The organism is Sporolactobacillus laevolacticus DSM 442, assembly GCF_000497245.1.
Lineage (GTDB): Bacteria > Bacillota > Bacilli > Bacillales > Sporolactobacillaceae > Sporolactobacillus > Sporolactobacillus laevolacticus.
The window spans coordinates 236358-256941 of sequence record NZ_AWTC01000004.1; the positions used below are offsets into that span (position 1 = coordinate 236358).

General features: G+C 40.2%; 17 protein-coding genes and 2 riboswitches. All 17 genes read left to right on the top strand.

Going from position 1 to position 20584, the window contains the following annotated elements; translation table 11 throughout:
• The 17 genes from P343_RS25055 to P343_RS25135 all read left to right on the top strand — a co-directional run bounded on the left by P343_RS25055 (window position 1) and on the right by P343_RS25135 (window position 20562).
• Window positions 1-1281: an ArgE/DapE family deacylase gene (locus tag P343_RS25055; protein ID WP_023509521.1), complete on the top strand. Its 1281-nt coding sequence runs from the start codon at window positions 1-3 to the stop codon at window positions 1279-1281.
• 79 nt (window positions 1282-1360) lie between these two features.
• Window positions 1361-2338: an ABC transporter substrate-binding protein gene (locus P343_RS25060; RefSeq protein WP_023509522.1), complete on the top strand. Its 978-nt coding sequence runs from the start codon at window positions 1361-1363 to the stop codon at window positions 2336-2338.
• Window positions 2339-2427: 89 nt separating this feature from the next.
• Window positions 2428-3177, top strand: a complete 750-nt coding sequence (locus P343_RS25065; RefSeq protein WP_023509523.1) for an ATP-binding cassette domain-containing protein — start codon at window positions 2428-2430, stop codon at window positions 3175-3177.
• Window positions 3177-4205, top strand: a complete 1029-nt coding sequence (locus tag P343_RS25070) for an ABC transporter permease (RefSeq protein ID WP_023509524.1) — start codon at window positions 3177-3179, stop codon at window positions 4203-4205. The genes P343_RS25065 and P343_RS25070 overlap by 1 nt, the downstream gene beginning before the upstream one ends.
• A gap of 34 nt (window positions 4206-4239) precedes the next feature.
• Window positions 4240-5430: a M20 family metallopeptidase gene (locus P343_RS25075; RefSeq protein ID WP_023509525.1), complete on the top strand. Its 1191-nt coding sequence runs from the start codon at window positions 4240-4242 to the stop codon at window positions 5428-5430.
• 265 nt (window positions 5431-5695) lie between these two features.
• Window positions 5696-5781, top strand: a riboswitch (cyclic di-GMP riboswitch).
• A gap of 324 nt (window positions 5782-6105) precedes the next feature.
• Complete coding sequence (locus P343_RS25080; protein ID WP_023509526.1) at window positions 6106-8523, top strand: glycosyltransferase family 2 protein; 2418 nt, start codon at window positions 6106-6108, stop codon at window positions 8521-8523.
• 28 nt (window positions 8524-8551) lie between these two features.
• Window positions 8552-9643 carry a hypothetical protein gene (locus P343_RS25085; RefSeq protein WP_023509527.1) on the top strand — a complete coding sequence of 364 codons (1092 nt, stop codon included), beginning with the start codon at window positions 8552-8554 and terminating at the stop codon, window positions 9641-9643.
• Window positions 9644-9679: 36 nt separating this feature from the next.
• Window positions 9680-11101 (top strand): MBOAT family O-acyltransferase, encoded by a 1422-nt coding sequence (locus tag P343_RS25090; RefSeq protein WP_023509528.1) that lies wholly within the window; start codon window positions 9680-9682, stop codon window positions 11099-11101.
• Between the two features lie 12 nt (window positions 11102-11113).
• Window positions 11114-12319: an alginate O-acetyltransferase AlgX-related protein gene (locus tag P343_RS25095; RefSeq protein WP_023509529.1), complete on the top strand. Its 1206-nt coding sequence runs from the start codon at window positions 11114-11116 to the stop codon at window positions 12317-12319.
• Window positions 12320-12372: 53 nt separating this feature from the next.
• Window positions 12373-13401 (top strand): glycoside hydrolase family 5 protein, encoded by a 1029-nt coding sequence (locus tag P343_RS25100; protein ID WP_023509530.1) that lies wholly within the window; start codon window positions 12373-12375, stop codon window positions 13399-13401.
• A gap of 254 nt (window positions 13402-13655) precedes the next feature.
• Window positions 13656-14114: a VanZ family protein gene (locus P343_RS36350; protein WP_023509531.1), complete on the top strand. Its 459-nt coding sequence runs from the start codon at window positions 13656-13658 to the stop codon at window positions 14112-14114.
• A 207-nt stretch (window positions 14115-14321) separates the two neighbouring features.
• Window positions 14322-14430: riboswitch (SAM riboswitch) on the top strand.
• Window positions 14431-14620: 190 nt separating this feature from the next.
• Window positions 14621-16183, top strand: a complete 1563-nt coding sequence (locus P343_RS25110; RefSeq protein WP_023509532.1) for an ABC transporter substrate-binding protein — start codon at window positions 14621-14623, stop codon at window positions 16181-16183.
• Between the two features lie 77 nt (window positions 16184-16260).
• Window positions 16261-17205, top strand: coding sequence for an ABC transporter permease (locus tag P343_RS25115; protein WP_023509533.1), 945 nt, complete (start codon window positions 16261-16263; stop codon window positions 17203-17205).
• 12 nt (window positions 17206-17217) lie between these two features.
• Window positions 17218-18111: an ABC transporter permease gene (locus P343_RS25120; RefSeq protein WP_023509534.1), complete on the top strand. Its 894-nt coding sequence runs from the start codon at window positions 17218-17220 to the stop codon at window positions 18109-18111.
• A 36-nt stretch (window positions 18112-18147) separates the two neighbouring features.
• Window positions 18148-19206, top strand: coding sequence for an ABC transporter ATP-binding protein (locus tag P343_RS25125; protein WP_023509535.1), 1059 nt, complete (start codon window positions 18148-18150; stop codon window positions 19204-19206).
• A complete protein-coding gene (locus tag P343_RS25130) occupies window positions 19203-20177 on the top strand; it encodes an ABC transporter ATP-binding protein (RefSeq protein WP_023509536.1) in 975 nt (324 codons plus the stop codon). The genes P343_RS25125 and P343_RS25130 overlap by 4 nt, the downstream gene beginning before the upstream one ends.
• Window positions 20164-20562 carry an OsmC family protein gene (locus P343_RS25135; protein WP_023509537.1) on the top strand — a complete coding sequence of 133 codons (399 nt, stop codon included), beginning with the start codon at window positions 20164-20166 and terminating at the stop codon, window positions 20560-20562. The genes P343_RS25130 and P343_RS25135 overlap by 14 nt, the downstream gene beginning before the upstream one ends.
• Window positions 20563-20584: the final 22 nt, after the last annotated feature.

Here is a 20584-nt window from a genome sequence, read left to right on the forward strand (position 1 = left end):
ATGGTAGAAGTGACTGAGAGCAAAGCGCTCATTCAAGAAAATAAACAGGCGTTTATTAACTTTCTTTCTCAGATGATTCAAGCAGATACACAAGTAGCGGATCAGGGAATCGGAGGTGGCAATGAAAAGAACGGTCAAAAGATTGTTAAGCAGAAACTTCAGGAACTTAATTTTATGATTGATGAATTTGATGTTGACGATGAGAAGATAAAGAAATTTCCAGGTGCAAATCTCGGACACAAAAACGCAGGAAGACCTAATGTTGTCGGTCTATTAAAAGGAACAGGCGGGGGCAAGTCCCTGATATTAAATGGCCATATTGATACCATGCCGTATGGCAACAGAAACCAATGGAAGCATGATCCATTTTCAGGAACAGTCATTGACAATGAAATGTATGGCCTCGGCGCAACAGATATGAAAGGCTCTCTTGCTGCGATGATTCTGGCAGCTGAATTAGTTCAGAAACTTGGCATTAAACTCAAGGGCGATTTGCTCATTCAATCGGTTGTAGATGAAGAAGGCGGCGGCAATGGGACGATGGCTTGTGTGGAGCGAGGATATACCGCTGATGGTGCGATTGTAGGCGAACCGACACAGCTTCATTTGCAAACCGCTCATATGGGCTTCCTTTTTCATGAAATAAAAGTAACAGGCAAGAGCCTTCATTCCAGCCAGCTATGGGAAGGGGTTAATGCCATTGATAAATCATTGAAAATATACCATGCCCTGAAAGAATTGGAACGTGACTGGCTGATGACGCGGAGACATCCGCTTTTGCCAGGACCAACCATTAATCTTGGGATTATTGAAGGTGGTGTTGCCGGTTCGGTTGTTCCGAATTTGTGCACGATGAAGACCTGTTTGCATTATCATCCTGAACCAAATGAAACAAAAGAAGCGACGAGAAATCGCGTAGTCAATGAAGTGGATCATGCAATAATTTCGGCTGTGAAGAGTGATTCATGGCTGGCAGCAAACATTCCAGAGGTATCGATCTATCAAGAAGGTTTTGCTTTCGAAACACCTCTTGATCATCCGCTTGTTCAGGAAATGAAGAAGACCTTAGACACTGTCCTCGATGAGACGGTTGTCGAGGGGATGCCGGCAGGCTGCGATGCAAGAACGTTGGCGTCTTTTGGCAACACGCCAACGATTATATTAGGCTGTGGCAACCCGCAACATTGTCACTGTGTTGATGAATCTTTACCAGTCGATCAATTTCTTCAACTTATAGATATCTACACCCAATTTATTATTTCCTGGTGTGGAACGGACTGAATGATCAAATGCTTATTTACTTCCATTGACAAAATCCAATTCGGATTTTTCATTAAAACAACATGAGGGGGAAGAGGGAATGAAAGTTTTTGGTGGAAAAATGAAGGCCGTATTAATTTTGGTGCTTGGGGTTCTACTTGTCTTGGGAGGCTGTTCATCAAATGGCAAATCATCAGCTTCAGATGGAAAAAGCAAACAGCTGACAATCGGATTTGTAACCATTAACCAGGAAGCTTACTTCTTTACTGAATCAATTAGAGGTGCGCAGGAACAAGCAAAGAAAATGGGCGTTAAATTAGTGGTTCAAAATCCAAATAATGACCCGGTGAAACAGAACAATCAAATTGAAAACTTAGTCAATCAGAAAGTCGATGCAATCATCGTTGACTCGATTGACACAAAGGGTGTTATCCCGGCGATGAAAGAGGCAGCTAATGCTCATATCCCTGTCATTTCTATTGATGCGATTGTTAAGAGCGATGCGGTCAGCACACAAATCGGTGTCGATAATGCAGAAAGCAGTAAAGAACTAGGTCAATACGTGAATAAGTACATCAAAGATAATATGAAAAAACCGGCTAAATTAGGTGTTGTCGGCGCCCTTAACTCATTCATTCAAGTCATGCGCCAGAATGCGTTCCTAGATACGGTTAAGCAAACACCAAGTCTTAAAGTTGTGAACATTGTTGACGGGAAGAACGTTCAACAGACTGCAATGACTTCTGCCGAAAATCTGATGACTGGCCATCCGGAAATGAATATCGCTTTTGCATCTGGAGAACCAGCATTGATCGGATTGGCTTCCGCAGTTAAATCCCAGCACAAAGAAAAGAAACTAAGCGTCTTCGGATGGGATTTGTCAAAACAAGCGATTCAAGGAATTGACGAGGGCTGGGTAAAAGCAGTCATTCAACAGCATCCGGAAAAATTCGGTTCTGAAGGGGTAAAGGCTGCCGTTAAACTGGCGAAAAAACAGAAGGTTGCCAAGACCATCAATGCACCGGTTACGATTGTAACGAAGGATAATGTTGATCAATTTAAGCACCTCTTTAAATAATGGATGATCTGATCTGCATTGAATGACAATAGAACGGATGCTAGTCGATGATTAGCACCCGTTTATTTAATTAAACGAGGAGGATACAAATGGCTGCAACTCCAAGAATCGAAATGAAAGAGATAACGAAATCTTTTGGAAGAATTCAGTCACTCAGAGGTGTCAATCTCGAATTATACTCTGGCGAAGTGCTTGGTTTGGTTGGCGACAATGGGGCAGGAAAATCAACATTGATGAAAGTATTGAGTGGTGTGCATCTGCCGGACGGTGGATCAATGAAATTTGAAGGTCAGCCCATCAGATTACATAGTCCGAAAGAAGCGAAAAACTATCAAATTGAGACCATTTTTCAGGATCTGGCATTGTGCGACACCTTGGATGTTGCGAGCAACTTGTTTCTTGGTAGAGAGCCGCTCCGCCTTTTCAATCGACTCATTGATAAAAAGAAGATGCATCTGAGCGCACAGCAGGAACTTGATCGGCTCGGTGTGACGATTCCATCCACCTATGCAACGGTTGAAAATCTGTCAGGCGGTCAAAGACAATCGGTAGCCATTGCTCGGGCCGTCATTAACAATCCTAAAGTGCTGATCATGGATGAACCTACAGCTGCGCTAGGAGTCAAGGAAGTTCGGATGGTTCTTGAATTAATTAAAAAAGTAAAGCAAAGCGGAGTCAGTGTCATTCTGATTACGCACCGGTTACGCGATCTATTCGAAGTCTGCGACCGAATCACTGTTCTTTACGAAGGACGGATCATTGATAATCGGCCGATTACTGACTTTACAATGGAAACACTTGTTGAATCGATTACCGCAGAAAAGGAGGCAGTGCACTAATGATCGAAGCAAAGGGTAAGATGACTTCCGTAAGTAAGAAGCCTGCAACGACTATTAAGCAAAACAAAGCAGTCCCTCAATGGATCGCTAACAATAAGCAAATTATCGGCATTTTTGCCGTACTTGTCATCCTTTCTTTGTTCTTTTCTGTTTTTAGCAATTCGTTTGCGACAACAGGCAATATGCTTAACATGCTACAGCAATTAGCAGCTAATTTGATCGTCTGTGTTTTTATGACACTAGTAATCACAACGAGCGGAATTGATCTTTCAGTCGGTTCGATCCTTTCGCTTGCGAGTGCATTAATTGCTGTGCTCATCAAAGCGGGGCTAGGCAGTTTCGAAGCTTTTCTAATCGTCCTCATTGTTGGGGCTATTGTTGGATTAATTAACGGAGTCGTCATTTCCTATTTGTCGATTCCACCGTTCATTGTCACACTCGCATCAATGATCTATATTCAGGGCTTAGCATTGCTGATTACCGGCGGCTATTCCATTGGCATTGACGGAAGTGCATGGCTTAATGCCATTGGGCAGGGCCGTGTATTAAACATTCCGGTTTCAGCAATTATTGCCATTGTTGTTGTTGTTGTTGGATGGGGAGTTCTAACCCAAACACGATTCGGCACCTATGTGATTGGTATTGGATCCAATGAAGAATCCGTTCGCCGGTCTGGTGTAAACATTAAAAAAATCAAAATGCTGACGTACATGTTCAGTGGAATGGCAGCGTCCTTTGCGGGTATCGTTCTGGCAACACGATTGGGTTCTGGATCATCGAATGTGGGGACAGGATTTGAAATGGCAGTCATTGCGGCAGTCGTTCTTGGAGGCACATCCCTATTTGGTGGGATTGGTACAATGCTTGGCTCTGTATTCGGTGTTTTCCTAATTGGCGTAATTGACAATGGTCTGACCCTAATGAATGTTTCACCGTACATTATCCAGATCATTCAAGGTTCTGTATTGTTATTGGCGGTTATTGTCAATACTCACGTTTTCAGTGGGAAATCATTGAAACGAAGATAACGAACCTGCAAATATATAAATGAAGGTGACCCGTTTGGAAATCAATGAACTTTTACATGCCATCGATAAGGATAAGGCACTATCTTTCCTTCAATCGCTTGTCAGAATAAATAGTGTTAATCCGCCGGGAAATGAACGGTTAATGACGGAATATATTGCTGATACGTTTGGGGAAAGTGGTTTAACGGTAGAAAAATATCCACTGGATGCTGATCGGGAAAACGTATTTTTAACGTTAAAAGGTTCTGAATCATCTCCTGGTCAAATGCGGAAAAGTCTTGTACTCAGCGGACATCTGGACACGGTACCGATCGGTAATGGGCAATGGCAAGAAGATCCATGGGGCGCACATGTAAAGGATGGGAAGTTATACGGCCGTGGTTCATCAGATATGAAAAGCGGGGTCGCAGCAATGATTCTGGCTCTTGAGGCGATTGCGCAGTCTGGAATAAAACTCAAAGGCGATCTATCCTTTCTCGGGACAGCAGGAGAAGAAGTCGACGGACGCGGTGCACGATTGGCGATCCAAGAGGGTACAGTTGCTGAAACCACAGCATTAGTGATCGGCGAACCAACAAACAATCAGCTTTTTATTGCACATAAAGGGGTTCTTTGGCTGGAAATAACAATTAACGGAAAAACCGCACATGCGGGATGGCCGGATAAGGGAATTAACGCTATTTCTGCCATGCATCAGTTCGTCAATGAATTAGAAAAATTCCATCCGGTTCACGATAAAATATTAGGGAATTCCACGGTAAATCTAGGATTAATCGACGGAGGTATCGCGCCGAATATGGTCGCCGATTCCTGCAGGTTAACAATTGATTGCCGGACAGTTCCAGGTCTAGAAGCGGAGAGTATCTATCAACGGGCAGAAGAGATTTCAACTGCTCTATCAGAGAAAATGGATGTTTCATATGATCTTAAGGTGCTAAATGATATGCATTTTGTCAGTACACCGCAAGAAGATCCATTCATTCAATTATCTGCCGACGTCTTGAGGGAAACGCTTAAAGCGGAAGCGAGTTTCGGAGGCGCCAATTATTATTCAGATGGTTCTCTGTTTACTAAAGAAAATGCAGATTTACCTATCCTTATTTTTGGTCCCGGTCATCCTGATCAGGCTCATCAGCCAGATGAATGGGTCTCTATTGATCAATTTTATGATGCAATCCGCTATTATGCAGTGCTTGCGATTCGTTATCTTGGTGTTGACCAATGATCGGTTGACTGAAAATTGTTTTCAATTGTATACCATATAGGGGGGGGTCTCAAAAGTCGATTTTTCGACTATAAGACGCTCTCTTTTGTCATACAAAACCTTGATTTATCAGCCTTTTATATCATAGAATTGTTAGCGGATACCCTTTTGGGACAGCCACGTTTATTTATATCCCAAATTTAATGAGATTCTGTCTTTAGGAGATAAATAATTTTTTATTAAAGTGTGAAAATAAATTGACAATTTATCAAAATGTGTCTATTCTAGGACAAAAGGACACTATGATTCTTGCTCATTTAATTGGGTGCCTGTGAGCAGGAAGAGTGAATGGCACAACCGACCTTTTTACAGTTGACTAACTGTGAATAGGTCGGTTTTTTTATGGAATTAAAGAGTTCATCATCTGGTTACTGCCAAAAAGTCCAATAATTTACTGTTTTAATTATTAAAAATTCCTCAATATGATCATCACCTTTTTGCAGAAACTGCAAAGTTGGTTCCTTTACACTTGACGTATAAATCCGAAATTTATTTCCGTTGACTAAATTATTTTCTTGGAAGATTCATGACAGAGAACTCAAAATGTATGTTTCCTCAGATTTAGCTATGGTCACTCAAAAAAACAAAAGAGTAGCCTAATCTACTAATATTCGTAAAGAATAGGGGGAGTAAATCATGGAGAAATTGAAAGGTAATCATTCGCCCACTGCTACTGTACAAGTTATTGAAAACAAGAACAATGTTCAAGAACATCCAAAGAGCATAAGGAATAGGTTCTTATTCTTGGGAACATTTATCACTACAATTGTCTATATTATATGGAGGGTGTTTTTTACCATTCCTTTTGACTATGGTATTTTTGCTTTAGTTTGCGGAATCACTTTATTAGTTGTTGAAATGACCGGAATGCTGGAAGCTGCGGAACACTTTTACAGTATGTCTAATATCTTACATCCGAAAAAGCCGGTACCTCCTAAGGAATGGTATCCAGATGTGGATGTCTTCATAGCAACGTACAACGAACCGGTTGAATTATTACGAAAGACGGTTAACGGATGTAAGCGGATGGACTATGTCGATAAAAAGAAAGTGCATGTGTATATTTGTGATGATGGTAATCGACCGGAGATGCAAGCACTTGCGGATAAAATGGGCATTGGCTATCTCACAAGAGAAGAACACAAGCACGCAAAAGCCGGTAATTTAAATAATGCAATGGAGAAAACGTCTTCTCCTCTTATTGCTACATTTGATGCAGACATGATCCCTATGCATGATTTTCTGATGTCATCTGTTCCATATTTTTATGTAGAAGACAACACTGGAAAAAATTCAGGTCAGAAAGAAAAGATCGGATTTATTCAGACACCTCAAAGCTTTTATAATCCTGATCTGTTTCAGCATAACCTTTTTTCGGAAAATAGAATTCCTGATGAACAGGATTATTTTTATCGCGATGTGCAGATCTCAAGAAATAAAACCAATTCTGTTATCTACGGCGGTACAAACACAGTCATATCCCGCGAGGCGTTAAATGAAGTCGGAGGATTTTGTACCGGTGTCATTACGGAAGATTTCGCAACAGGTATGCTTATTCAAAGCAAAGGGTATCAATGCTACGCGATCCCCGATCCCCACGCAATCGGTCAAGCTCCTTATGATCTGAAAAGCCTGATCAAGCAGCGTGTTCGATGGGCTAGAGGGTGCATCCAAACCGGCAGAAAATTGAATTTTTTCTTCATGAAGGGCTTGTCATTAAAACAAAAGTTAAGCTATCTATCGTCTATTCTTTATTGGTACGGTCCGATCAAAAGATTTGTCTATATTATGTCGCCGATTTTATTTACTGTATTTAATGTTGTCGTTATTCGATGCACATTATTTGAAATACTTATTTTCTGGTTGCCTATGTACCTATTTCAAACAGCAACTTTGAGGTTTCTTTCGAAGGGTATTCGTAACACTCGCTGGACTAATGTCTATGAAACTATTTTATTCCCATCTCTGCTCGTACCTGTCATTCTGGAGAGTATTGGGATCAATAAAAAAGTGTTTTCAGTAACACGAAAGGATGGTGCCGGAGAAGATAGAATTTATGGCATCATTCATGCGATTCCTCACGTTATTCTTGTTACTTTAAGCTTGATTGGAATTGCTTCAGGGATCAAGTGGACTTTTTCATCCGGATCAATGACTTATACTGTTCTGTTATTCTGGCTCATTACTAATCTGTATACATTGCTTATGTCTACTTTCTTCATGCTGGGAAGACCTGTCGTGCGTAAGGCCGAAAGGTTTAAGGCAGCGATTGATTGTTCGCTTAGCTGGCAGGAAAAATGTATAAAATGCCAAACCTATGACATCTCAGAAAAAGGACTTTCAATCATTTTGGATTACCCGTACTACGTTCCTTATGATCAGCAACTTCAGATTAATCTTCATTCTGATTTGTATTCATGTACATTTGCAGGAACTATTGTAAATGTTATACAACAGGGAGATAGCAAATGGAAATATGCAATCACGATCAATCACATTGAGGATGAGAAAAAGAATGATCTTTACAGCCTTGTTTATGATCGAAAGCCTTCTTTGCCTTCAAAACTTGAGAAAAGCATCAGTATTTTTGATGATTTAACCATTAATGTTATTAACAGATTAAATCAATCTATCGATTATAACCGAAAGCTGGCAAGGGTGCATGTCAACAAAAAATTAAATACCAAAGAAGCTGGGGTGATCACGCTCCTGAATTTTAATTATGAATATGCCTTAATAAAAACGAAGCTAAGGCTTAGCACTGCAGAAAAACTAACAATCGATGTATCCGATGATATTATGATGTACTGCACAATGGAAAAAGATATGACTGAGGTAATAAAACCTAATAAAAAGGCCAAAAATAGCCATTTTCTATACCTGTACCGTATTAATAATAAAAATGATCTCATCTATAATGAACCGTTCAAAGGCTTTCTGAAAGATTGGATTGAACAGGCTGCTGCAGATCGATATGAAGAGCAGCGTTTCAAGAGGGCTAGGGCAAAAAGAATCGAATTTGACGATGAATTTTATGTCAGACATTATTTATAATTATCGCGGATTTTGAGGTGTTGTTTCGATGAGGAAAAAGAAAATAATAATCTTTCTATTAATCATCTTTATCTTTTCATTCTGGGAGAATAAAGTATCTGCTTTTAATCTGGAAACCGTTAACTTTTCTCCAAATCCTTTAAAGATTTATTCAGATGGCGTAAAAGTAGACCTTCAATCACGGAACTCTGTAACATATGATGCATTGTTAGATACGTCTAAAAAGGAAAAGGGGGTATATACTACTTCTTTCTATGAAGACCGTTTGAGAAATCTAAATAATTACGGTGCGATGGTTTTTGATATTTCTAATCCGAACAAGACGGAAATGAGATTCAATTTCTCGTTCAATACCGGACGTATTTTGGTTCTTAAAAACGGCAGTTTTGTAGCCTTGATGAGTTCAAGCACAAGCAACTGGGAAACCTTTCGGGTCAAGAACGGAACCGTATCAATTCCACCAGCCTTTCATGGGAAAATATATATTCCCTTTGCTAGTCTGTTCAAGAGTGATAAATCGGTGGATTTGTCAAGTATTAAATCATGGGGAATCAGTTTTACACTGGATAAAAATCAAAAACAAAGAGTGAAATTTGGCGATTTCTCCTTTGTCACCAGATCTTTAGCGGACAAAGAAAACAGGGTACTGGATCTGACCATCACGGGTGAAGAGAGTGTTCAAATTCCTGTTGCTGGCGAGTCTATCGCCTATTACCAGATCCGAAAGACTGAAAACACAGAAAATAAACCAACTTTAGGACTGTTAGGTAAACCTAAAGGTGTTACATTGGACAAAAACGGGACATTGACTTTAACTACTCTTGCAAAGCCGCAAACGATCCGTTTAGTCTCTATTTCACCTGACGGCTCGAAGACTGTTAAATCCGTTCGTTTAATAAAATCGTGGATCATCGGCAAAAAAGCTGATGATGGAATTTCAATACAAATTCCTATTCCTGACAAAGCTCCAAAAATAGTTAATATATCCAGTTTTCTTTATAGTGATGCAGCAACGCGGCTGATTCGATATATTCTAATCGTAATTGGTTTACTATTAGTCCTAACTTATTTCTGGTGCAGAAAAAAATCTAAAAATAAGTTTATCAATTTAAATTTATAATCGGAACATTACACGATTGATGGAGGATAACAGTCTATGCTTTTTTCAAGTATACTATTTATTTTTTATTTTCTTCCTGCCGTTTTATTGCTGTATTTCGCCTGCAGATTCTCGACAAGGCTCCAAAATGTCGTTTTATTATTTGCCAGTCTTATTTTTTATGCCTGGGGCGAGCCTAGATTTGTCATTATAATGATTTCATCAATCCTATTCAACTATGTATGTGGCCTGCTTATAAACGCAACCTTAAAGAATAAGACATGGTCGAAAATCGCATTGATTTTCACAATTGTTGGGAATATCGGCAACCTTTTTGTATTCAAATATTTGGATTTTGTCATCAAGAACATCAATTATGGGGCGCACGCACATATACCGCTACCGGATATTGTACTGCCATTGGGGATATCATTCTTCACGTTCCATTCATTATCTTATATCATTGATGTCTACAGAGGAACTGTTAAAGTTCAAAAAAATCTGATCTACCTGGCGTTGTATATCGCTATCTTTCCGGCGCTTATTGCAGGGCCTATCGTACGCTACAACACGATTGCGAATCAGTTATTGGAACGAACAGAAACATGGAGAAAGTTTTCCATTGGCTGCTGTCGTTTCGTGACGGGACTTGGCAAGAAGGTGTTAATTGCGAACAACATGGCGATTGTTGCCGATCGCATTTTTGCGATGAGTGCGGATTCATCGATCCCGTTGCTATTAGCCTGGCTCGGCGCTATTGCCTATACATTCCAGATTTTCTTCGATTTTTCAGCTTATTCCGACATGGCGATTGGACTGGGATTAATGTTCGGGTATGAATTCGAGGAAAACTTCAATTATCCTTACCTATCAAAATCAATCTCAGAATTCTGGAGAAGATGGCACATTTCGCTCGGGACGTGGTTTAGGGACTATGTTTATTTTCCGCTCGGGGGTTCTCGTGTCGGCAGTACCGATAGATTAGTTTGGAACTTATTTATCGTATGGATGCTAACAGGTATTTGGCACGGGGCGGAATGGACATTTGTCGTTTGGGGGTTCATTAATTTTGTATGTATCACGTCTGAAAAGCTTTTCCAATTTGAACAGATACAAAATATTAACTTCATTAAACATGTTTATGCGCTTTTCGTTATTGTGATCGGATGGGTCATTTTCCGAGCGAACAATCTGCAGGCAGCCGGTAAATATATTGGATCCATGTTTGGAAGCGGAGGATTCTGGAGTGATACGGCTTTTATGTTTGTTAAAGAATTTGCGGTATTTTTCATCATTGCCTTAATTCTTTGTGCACCCGTTGCAAGACGTGTGAACCGTATTGTCGTGGATAATGATTATCCGGCACTCAGCATTGCGGTGACGATCCTTTATCCTGTTGTGATCTTGAGTTTATTTGTCCTTTCTGTGACTTACTTAGTCAAGGGAAGCTATAATCCGTTCATTTATTTTCAATTTTAAGGGGAAACTTAAATGAAAAAATTTTTTATCATAAGATTAATCACAGCTATCCTCTTCATTTGCGTTCTTTTCACGTATTCAATCATGAATTTCATGAATGCTTTGGATCCGATAAAAGCAGCGTTATCTAAAGTGAAACCCGCTCCATCTAAACAGTTCGTTGACTCAGTCAATTCGGCAATTGACGAGAATGTATATGGAAAATATAGCATGGTCGAGGGATATGGATACCTGCAAAAACTCTTGGGAAAGAATGAAGAGGCGAATTTTGAAGTCGTTAAGGATAATTCTGGGAGTCTGCACTATACTTACTTTACATCCAAACCAAATCCTGTAGGTGATTTGGCGGATCGGGTTGAAAGGTTGAAGGAGGGAATAAAAGACAAGAAAGCTAGACTGGTTGTCCTTATGCCACCTGATAAAAACGTCCGAGGCTATACCAAATTTCCTAAGGGTATCCCGTACTCCTACGCAAATGAGACTGCAGATAATTTCTTAAAAGCTGTTCGGGAAAAGCAAATTGACACACTCGATTTTCGAACGCATTTATTAAACAGCGGAATTCCTGCAAAAGACCTGTTCTTTAAAACGGATCATCACTGGAAAATACAAACCGCTTTTTGGGCGTTCAGTGAGCTGGTCTCATATTTAAATAGGAATGATCAAATGAACTTGGATCCCGATCATTATTATACAAATATTAAGAATTATAATCAGATTACTTACAAGCATTCATACCTTGGTTCCCTGGGAGCCAAAACAGGTACTCTTTATGCGGGAATTGATGATTTTACATTAATCTATCCTAAATTTAAAACCGATTATACGTTTCACTCACAAAATAGTCTGTTCAAAATCAACACAAGTGGGAGATTTGAAGATGCGTTAATGAATGGACATCCATTTCATGTCTCTGGAAATAATGCTTTATTTTCTTTGGAATCGGATAAATATTTCACTTATCTGTATGGTAATCAGGCTCTTGTTCACATTGTTAATAAACAAAATCCGAAAGGACCGAAAGTTCTTTTCATTAAAGATTCGATGTCTGTGCCCCTGGCCGCTTTCTTTTCAACGGTCTGCTCCGATGTTTATTTAGTTGATCCGAGATACTATCATGGTGATATGAGTAAACTAATAAACAGTTATAAACATTTGGATGATATTTTTGTATCCATCTATCCAGAAGATCTTAATAAGGAGTTCTTCCCTTATTAAAATAAAACCGAAACAACAAACAAGCACACTAACGTACCTAGGGAGACTTTAATATGAAAGGTAAGAAAAAACTTATTTTGTTTAGTCTCATGTTAATGTTGATCATTCTGTTTTCATCGCTAGTTCCTTATTTTCATTATAAATATTCGGAGAAAAAACAAATGGTTCAATTTCGTTCTATGAATATAGGGAATGCATTAGATGCTCCGCGATATACACCGTGGGATGTTCAAATGAAGTCTGGGTACTTTAAAGCAATTAAAAAAGCAGGTTTTAACTCAGTCCGATTGCCGGTCCGATTCTCGGATTATGCAAAAGATAATCCGAATTATGAACTTGATCCGTCTTTTATGAAAAGATTAGACGGCTATCTCCATGTTGCTCTGAAGCAGCATTTATATGTGATCTTGGACTTTCATCACTTCGAGGAAATCATGCAGAATCCTGAACAGTATCATACGTGTTTTCTGAGCGTTTGGAAACAATTGTCCGAACGATATAAGAATTACTCATCACATTTGATGTTTGAAGTACTAAACGAACCGAGAGATAATCTGAATGGAAATCTATGGAATCAGTACTTGGCAGAAGCGATCCATATCATCAGAAAAACGAATCCAACACGAAAAGTCATTGTGGGACCCGACAACTATTACTCCTTATACCGTTTGGATGCACTCCGGATACCGAAAGACAGGAATCTGATCGTCTCTTTTCATTACTATGAACCTAATAAATTTACCTTCCAGGCTAATCCTTATCTAGGGTTTTCTCAGTACCATGATATTGAATGGAAGGGTACAAAGCAGGAAGTTAATTATATACATGACCGGTTTGCTAGAGTTAAAAAATGGGCGGATCAACATGATGTTCAGGTTTATCTAGGAGAGTTTGGTGCCAACAAACAAGCACCTTATGAATCAAGGCTTCACTGGACTGAAGAAGTTCGTCAGCAAGCTGAAGAATTTGGATTCAGCTGGGGGTACTGGGAACTCGCGTCATCCTTCGGGGTATATGATGCTCATACGGGAAAGTGGGACAAGAATATGCTTAAAACCTTGCTCCCTGATAAATATAAATAAGATCAGATACCAATTATACCCCGTTTGAAAATTAAGAATTTGCTATCTCTCATATCAAAGGGAAAACATAGATAGAGCAGCTCTTTCTTCCTATTTTAGTTGAATCATTATTTTTACTTGCGTCATCTTAATCTTTTGAGGACGAACATATTAATAGAATACTATTTGTGGAATAGGGCTATTTAGTGGATGTTCTGGGGAACGATTAATATAATGAATAATTATTAGTGTTTCTTTGATGAGGGAGGTTCCCTATGAAGGAAGTTAAACTGGCGCTTTCCAATATCTTATTGACCTTTTCCATTTTGTTCGTTCTTTATTTGACGATGATTCCGCATGGACGTATAAGGACTGGAATGGATAGTGGTTCCGCTCATTACTTTAACTATAATTTGAATCCTATTCATTTGTTTGAAGACCTCCAACATGCTTCTTTATTTTATTTAATCGTTGATATCATCGGAAACATTATACTCTTTGTCCCGTTCGGCATTTTTCTGACGATGCGGTTTCCAGAGCTTAAAGTAGCACATGTTGGCTTTGTGGGCGCTTTTTTCTCTTCAACTATTGAGTGCATCCAACTTTTCCTGCCCAATAGAATGACCGATATTGATGATGTTATTCTTAACACCACCGGAGCGATTGTTGGCTATTTGCTTTTTCGTTTTGTTGAAAGTGCCAGACAAGAAAATCTAGAAATGACTAGACGATAATTGTATGTGAATAGTGAAAACATCAGATTGCACACAGTGCGATGCTGGTGTTTTTTTTGTTTTTTCCCTGATTGGAGCATTAACTAAACGTCGAAATTAATCATACAATACCTGAATTAATAAAAAAGATAAGATTAGTAGGAATTAATTATTGACATCGAGGGTTCTGCATATTATCATTAAACTCATCAACTTAATAGGTTATATTTCTTATCCAGAGTGGCGGAGGGACTGGCCCAAAGAAACCCGACAACCAGCATGTAGTTCATGTATGGTGTTAATTCCAGGAGCACAATTTGTGTTCAAAAGATAAGAAGGACGGACAACAAGCCCTTTTTATCTCATTGGCTTGTTTTTTTGTTTCCGGTATGTGTGAGAGGGGGCGTTGGTCTTGATGAAAGCTAATGAGTGCGTGATGCAACATTGCTTGATCTAGTTCATTTAGAGAAAAGTAAAAAAAGACCATAATGTGTTTTATTCATCGTTCATAATAGGGGGAAGTTAAATTGAGAAAGTTAATTATTACATTTTTCGTCGTAATCATGATTGCGGCTTTAACAGCATGTGGTTCGAATAATGCAGCACCAAGTAAAAAAAGTAAAGATGGGGGTTCAATTACTTTAGCAGTACCCGCAGACCCATTGGTTTTAAATCCAAATTATGCCAGCGACCGTGTCACATTAACCATTCAGCAAGCTTTGTTTGCTCCACTGTTTTACATCAATGGCAGAAACGTTACACCTGCGCTAGCAGAGAAACTTAGTGTGTCAAAGGATCAAAAAACTTACGAACTCACGTTAAAGAAAAATTTAAAGTGGCATGACGGAAAAGCATTGACGGCTAAGGATGTTGTCTTCACTCTGAACTCCATCCTCGACAAAAAACAAAACAGCGACCTTCGGGGAAACTTTGTTTTTAACAACAAACCTGTAAAAGCTGTTGCTCTGGACAACCAAACGGTTAAATTCACGCTTCCGGAAGTTGCTCCTTCTTTCCAACTGAATTTGGAACAACTTTATCCTATTCCACAGCATGTGTTTGCTAATGAGAGTAACCTTCAGAAAAGTACAAAGAACAATCATCCGATAGGATCCGGACCTTATCAGTTCGTCACTTATAAATCCGGTCAGTATGTTGAATTGAAGAAATTCAATGACTTTTTTGGGGGCAAGCCGCATCTTGATAAAGTCATCTTCCGGGTTGCAAAAGATCAAAACGCGGCTAATCTAGGTCTTCAAAATGGAAGCATCCAGCTCAAAGCCATTCAACCGGCAGATGTTGCTAACGTGACTGGCAAAGGCAACGTTGATGTTGTCTCCTACCCTGAATACCGCCTGAATTATGCGACATTTAATGAAAATGTGCCGGCTTTTAAAAATAAGACGTTCCGTCAGGCGATTTCTTATGCGCTAAATAGGGATGACATTATTAAGTCCGCCTATGGCTCAAATAAATATGCTGTTCCGGCGTCTTCAATCTTTACTGCTGATGTAAAGTTCCAGAATAAGAATGTTCAAACCTATCCTTATGATCTGGCTAAAGCGAAACAACTTCTCGATCAGAGTAAAGTAGACAAAAAGCAACCGCTGACCATTTTATATTTGAATAACAATAAGGCTCAAGAAAGTATCGCACTCTATTTCCAGCAGCAATTTAAGAAGATTGGTTTGAATTTGCAGCTGAAACCAACGGATCCAGCCGCTTGGGGTAACTATGCATTAAATAGAAAAAGCACAGCTTATGGCATCTTACTTAACGGTTATATTATGGGACCTGAAGCAGATACCTATAAAGTTCTTTTCCAATCAACGTCACCTTATAACTATGCTAATTATCACAACGCTAAGCTTGATAAAGTTTGGGATGCTGCATCTGTTGAGACCGATCAGGCTAAACGATCCGCTGACTATGATCAGATTCAGAACAAAATTGCTGATGATGCGGTGCTCTATCCGATTTCTTATGATGATGCTCTCTTTGCACTAAGCAAGAAATATGGCGGCATCAAAGAAGCTAAGCCACAGCCTGTCACTATTTTAAGAGACTTGTCCAAGCTTTATTTGAAATAATATATTTTATAGTTTGTACTATAGGAGTTAGGGACTTGGTGGCGACACCAAGTCTGCTTTTTTGGAGGGAATTAAGATTGAGTAGAATGATATTGAGACGTATGCTTCAAATAGTTCCGTTGCTGTTTGTGATTTCCGTGATCTCCTTTGCACTCGTCAAATTATCACCGGGTGACCCTGTGAAGATGTTCGTTACACCTAATATGCATCCCGAAGATGTTGAACGGATTCGGAGAAGTCTTGGACTCAATCTGCCCATTTATGAACAATATTTCAGATGGCTGGGTCAGATTGTACATGGGAATCTGGGCTATTCACTGCAAAATAGTCAACCGGTTCTTGGACAAATCCTTCAGAGACTGCCTGCAACGATCGGTTTAATGGGCACAGCTTTAGCAGCAACTCTGATCATTGCGATTCCGCTCGGTTTGGTCGCAGCGAAGTATGAAAACACCTGGATTGATCGTCTGTTAAATATGATTTCGTATATCAGCATCTCAATTCCTGTTTTCTGGTTCGGAATTCTCTTGATTGAATTTTTTTCTGTAAAACTTAACTGGCTCCCATCCTTGGGCATGCAGACAATTGGAGAGAACAGTTTCGTTGACTTGGCGCAGCATGCCATTCTGCCTGTGACCACGTTAACTTTTCAAGGATGCGGGGCGTATTATCGATATGTTCGGTCAAATACCCTTTCTGAGATCAGGAAAAGCTATGTGGAATTCGGTCATGCTAAGGGACTATCCATCTGGAAACTCTTATGGAGTCACATTTTGAAAAATGTGATGTTGCCGGTCATTACTTTGCTTGGGATGTCACTACCTACGCTGATATCCGGCGCTTATATTACAGAAAGCGTCTTTTCATGGCCGGGATTGGGTTTACTCAGTGTGGATGCCATATTCAGTCTGGATTATCCCATTATTATGGCGATGACACTGTTTTCGGGATTAATGCTTATTCTCGGAAATTTGTTTGCGGACATGACTTATCAATTTGTTGATCCAAGAATTCGAAAGTAAGGTGAATCACAGATGCATGATGTACGTTATGAACTTTTGAATCCAGCTACTCTTGGGTCTAAACAAGTAACCTATACAGAACGCCGTGAAACGGTTCTTTATCGGCTGTTTCATGATCGTCGAGCGGTAACAGCAGGTTCAGTACTCGTTTTGCTGACAATTATTTGCCTTCTTGCCTTCCTATCACCTTACGATCCTAATCAATTATCGATCATGGATAAGCTCCACGCTCCTTCGTGGGCACACTGGTTTGGAACAGATGACCATGGCCGTGACTATTTTACTCGTATTCTGTATGGAGGTCAGGTGTCTCTTGCAGTTGGTTTACTCTCGATGCTGATCGCTGTTTCTTTGGGAACGATTGTTGGTACGGTCTCCGGTTATTTAGGTGGAGTGATTGACGGTTTATTTATGAGATTTCTGGATGTTTTCATGTCACTTCCGTCATTTTTCATTCTAATGATCCTCAATGCCTACCTGAAACCAAGTGTGCAGAACATGATTATCATTATTGGTTTGTTGTCGTGGATGGATGTCGCTAGAATTGTACGATCCCAGACAATGAGCATTAAGGAACAGGAATTTATGCTTTATGCACGGTCAATTGGTGTGAGGATGTGGCGGACGATTTTTAAGCATCTGATTCCCGGTGTGATGCCATCGATTGTTGTGGCGGCTTCACTTAATGTTGCCAATGCTATTTTAACAGAATCTGCTTTGAGCTTTTTGGGACTCGGGGTTCAGCCTCCTGCATCATCATGGGGAAGTATGCTGAATAACGCGCAAGGCTATCTTGGAACTGCGTCATACCTTGCCATATTCCCAGGTGTGCTCATTCTAATCGTTATCCTGTCTTTTAATGTCATTGGTGATGCACTTAGAGATGCCTTAGAACCTACTGAATAAAGTGATAGATGAACATGTATCGTTGAGGTGGCTGATTTGACTCATTCTAAAATACTTGAAATAGAAGATTTAACCGTTTCTTTTCATACCCGTGTCGGTGATATCCAAGCTGTCCGCGGAGTTGATCTTGAATTATATAAGGGGGAAACCTTGGCGATTGTCGGTGAATCGGGTTCCGGGAAGTCCGTGACTGCCAAAGCAATCATGCGTCTGCTTTCCAAGAAACAGTCGAGTATTAAACAAGGTTCCATTCTTTTTGACGGAATCGATTTATCTCATGCCTCTGAAGGACAGATGATGAATATCCGCGGGAAAGACATTGCCATGATTTTTCAGGATCCTATGACATCCCTCAATCCGACATTGACTATTGAAAGGCAGATTATTGAAACGCTGCGAATGCATCAAAAGTTAACGAAGCATGAGGCACAAAAAAAAGCTGTGGAATTGCTTGAAATGGTCGGTATTCCTCAGCCGGAGATCAGAAACAAGCAATATCCGCATCAATTTTCAGGGGGGATGCGCCAGCGTGTCGTGATTGCGATCGCAATAGCTTGTAACCCTAAGATTCTGATTGCCGATGAGCCTACAACAGCTTTAGATGTGACCATTCAAGCGAAAATTCTTGAGTTATTGAAAGATCTCCAGAAAAAGATGGATACATCCATTATTTTTATCACGCATGACTTAGGCGTTGTCGCAAACATGGCAAATCGTGTGGCAGTGATGTATGCCGGAAAAATCGTTGAAATAGGGACTGTTGATGAAATTTTTTATAACCCAAAGCATCCCTATACATGGGGATTGATCTGTTCTATGCCAACCTTAGATCTTAAAGATAAAGAGCTGTATACGATTCCGGGATCGCCGCCGGATTTGATTCATCCGCCAAAGGGAGACGCGTTTGCGCCTCGCAATCCTTATGCCCTAAGCATAGATACCTTGGAACAGCCCCCGATGTTCCGAATTTCCGATACTCATTATGCCGCAACTTGGCTTCTGGATCCCAAGGCTCCTAAAGTGTCACCTCCTGACGAGATTCTGCGCCGCCAACAGATTTTTGAGCGATTGGAAGCGGGGGAGGTAGTACAATGAGCGAAGACAAAAGAAAGTTATTGGAAGTGCTACATTTAAAGAAATATTTTAATCAGGGAAGCCGCCAGGAAGTCCGGGCCGTTGATGATGTTTCTTTCGATATCTATGAAGGGGAAACTTTTGGGCTCGTAGGCGAGTCAGGGTGCGGAAAGTCGACAACGGGTCGTACGATTATTCAGCTGTATGAGGCAACAGGCGGAGAAGTATTATTTAATGGACAAAATATATTTAAGATAAAGAAATCTGCTGGTCGCAATAAGCTTCGTCAGGAGATTCAAATGATTTTTCAGGATCCTTTTGCATCCCTTGATCCGCATCTTACGGTGAAAGATATTATTGCTGAAGGAATGGATGTTCATCATCTCTCTGGAACGTCTAAAGAGCGAGAGAATAGGGTTTATGAATTACTTGAGGAAGTAGGATTGAACCGGGAACATGCTGGACGTTATCCCCATGAATTCTCAGGTGGTCAGCGGCAACGGATTGGGATTGCTCGGGCGCTTGCCGTCGATCCGAAGCTGATTATTGCCGATGAACCGATTTCCGCACTGGATGTCTCGATTCAAGCACAGGTCGTTAATTTGTTGAAGAAAATACAGCGACAACAGGGGCTGACCTATCTGTTTATTGCGCATGATTTATCCATGGTTAAATATATCAGTGACAGAATTGGTGTCATGCATCAAGGGATGATCGTGGAATTGGCAGATTCAGAGGAATTATACAGAACGCCTTTGCATCCCTATACCGAGTCACTCCTGTCGGCCATTCCCCAGCCAGATCCGATTTCAGAGCGGAAACGCCAACGGCTTGAGTATCAATCGAAAAAGGGCAATGGCCAAATGAAAAAACTACGCGAAATTGCGCCTCGGCACTTTGTCTACTGCGCCGAGCATGAGGTGACGGAGTACCAACAAAAATACAAGACAATCCAGAATGAAAAAGAGGAATCACGTGATGAAATTAATTGAGCGTTCAGGGCATGTTGAACTGGTTCACAAAAATGGAAATTGGATTTTATTAAGAGATCTTGGTTTTTCACCGGTTCAGACCGTTGTCGCTGCGACGGCAGCGTGCAGCGCCTATGTTTATGAAGGGATTCTTAAAAAACAAAACATCCGGTTCAGATTAATCAGTATTGATACGGAGTATGAAATTAACGAAAATTTAGAAACCCATCCTATATCGTTGATCCATGTGCACTTTGTCTTAAATGTCGATGAAGCGGATCAGGAAAAAGCAATTAAGGACTTGAGGCTGATCGCGAAGAACTGCCCTGTCGCCCAATCACTGAATCCATCGATCGAAATCAGCGAAACAGTTTCATTTTCAGATGGAGAGGTTGGTTCTGACTGAGGAAGAATTAATTAAAACTTGA

What these genes read in the sequence shown, in the direction of transcription:
- P343_RS25055 (WP_023509521.1), top strand. Translation starts at nt 1, where the DNA reads ATGGTAGAAGTGACTGAGAGCAAAGCGCTCATTCAAGAAAATAAACAG.
- P343_RS25060 (WP_023509522.1), top strand. Translation starts at nt 1,361, where the DNA reads ATGAAAGTTTTTGGTGGAAAAATGAAGGCCGTATTAATTTTGGTGCTT.
- P343_RS25065 (WP_023509523.1), top strand. Translation starts at nt 2,428, where the DNA reads ATGGCTGCAACTCCAAGAATCGAAATGAAAGAGATAACGAAATCTTTT.
- P343_RS25070 (WP_023509524.1), top strand. Translation starts at nt 3,177, where the DNA reads ATGATCGAAGCAAAGGGTAAGATGACTTCCGTAAGTAAGAAGCCTGCA.
- P343_RS25080 (WP_023509526.1), top strand. Translation starts at nt 6,106, where the DNA reads ATGGAGAAATTGAAAGGTAATCATTCGCCCACTGCTACTGTACAAGTT.
- P343_RS25085 (WP_023509527.1), top strand. Translation starts at nt 8,552, where the DNA reads ATGAGGAAAAAGAAAATAATAATCTTTCTATTAATCATCTTTATCTTT.
- P343_RS25090 (WP_023509528.1), top strand. Translation starts at nt 9,680, where the DNA reads ATGCTTTTTTCAAGTATACTATTTATTTTTTATTTTCTTCCTGCCGTT.
- P343_RS25095 (WP_023509529.1), top strand. Translation starts at nt 11,114, where the DNA reads ATGAAAAAATTTTTTATCATAAGATTAATCACAGCTATCCTCTTCATT.
- P343_RS25100 (WP_023509530.1), top strand. Translation starts at nt 12,373, where the DNA reads ATGAAAGGTAAGAAAAAACTTATTTTGTTTAGTCTCATGTTAATGTTG.
- P343_RS36350 (WP_023509531.1), top strand. Translation starts at nt 13,656, where the DNA reads ATGAAGGAAGTTAAACTGGCGCTTTCCAATATCTTATTGACCTTTTCC.
- P343_RS25120 (WP_023509534.1), top strand. Translation starts at nt 17,218, where the DNA reads ATGCATGATGTACGTTATGAACTTTTGAATCCAGCTACTCTTGGGTCT.
- P343_RS25130 (WP_023509536.1), top strand. Translation starts at nt 19,203, where the DNA reads ATGAGCGAAGACAAAAGAAAGTTATTGGAAGTGCTACATTTAAAGAAA.
- P343_RS25135 (WP_023509537.1), top strand. Translation starts at nt 20,164, where the DNA reads ATGAAATTAATTGAGCGTTCAGGGCATGTTGAACTGGTTCACAAAAAT.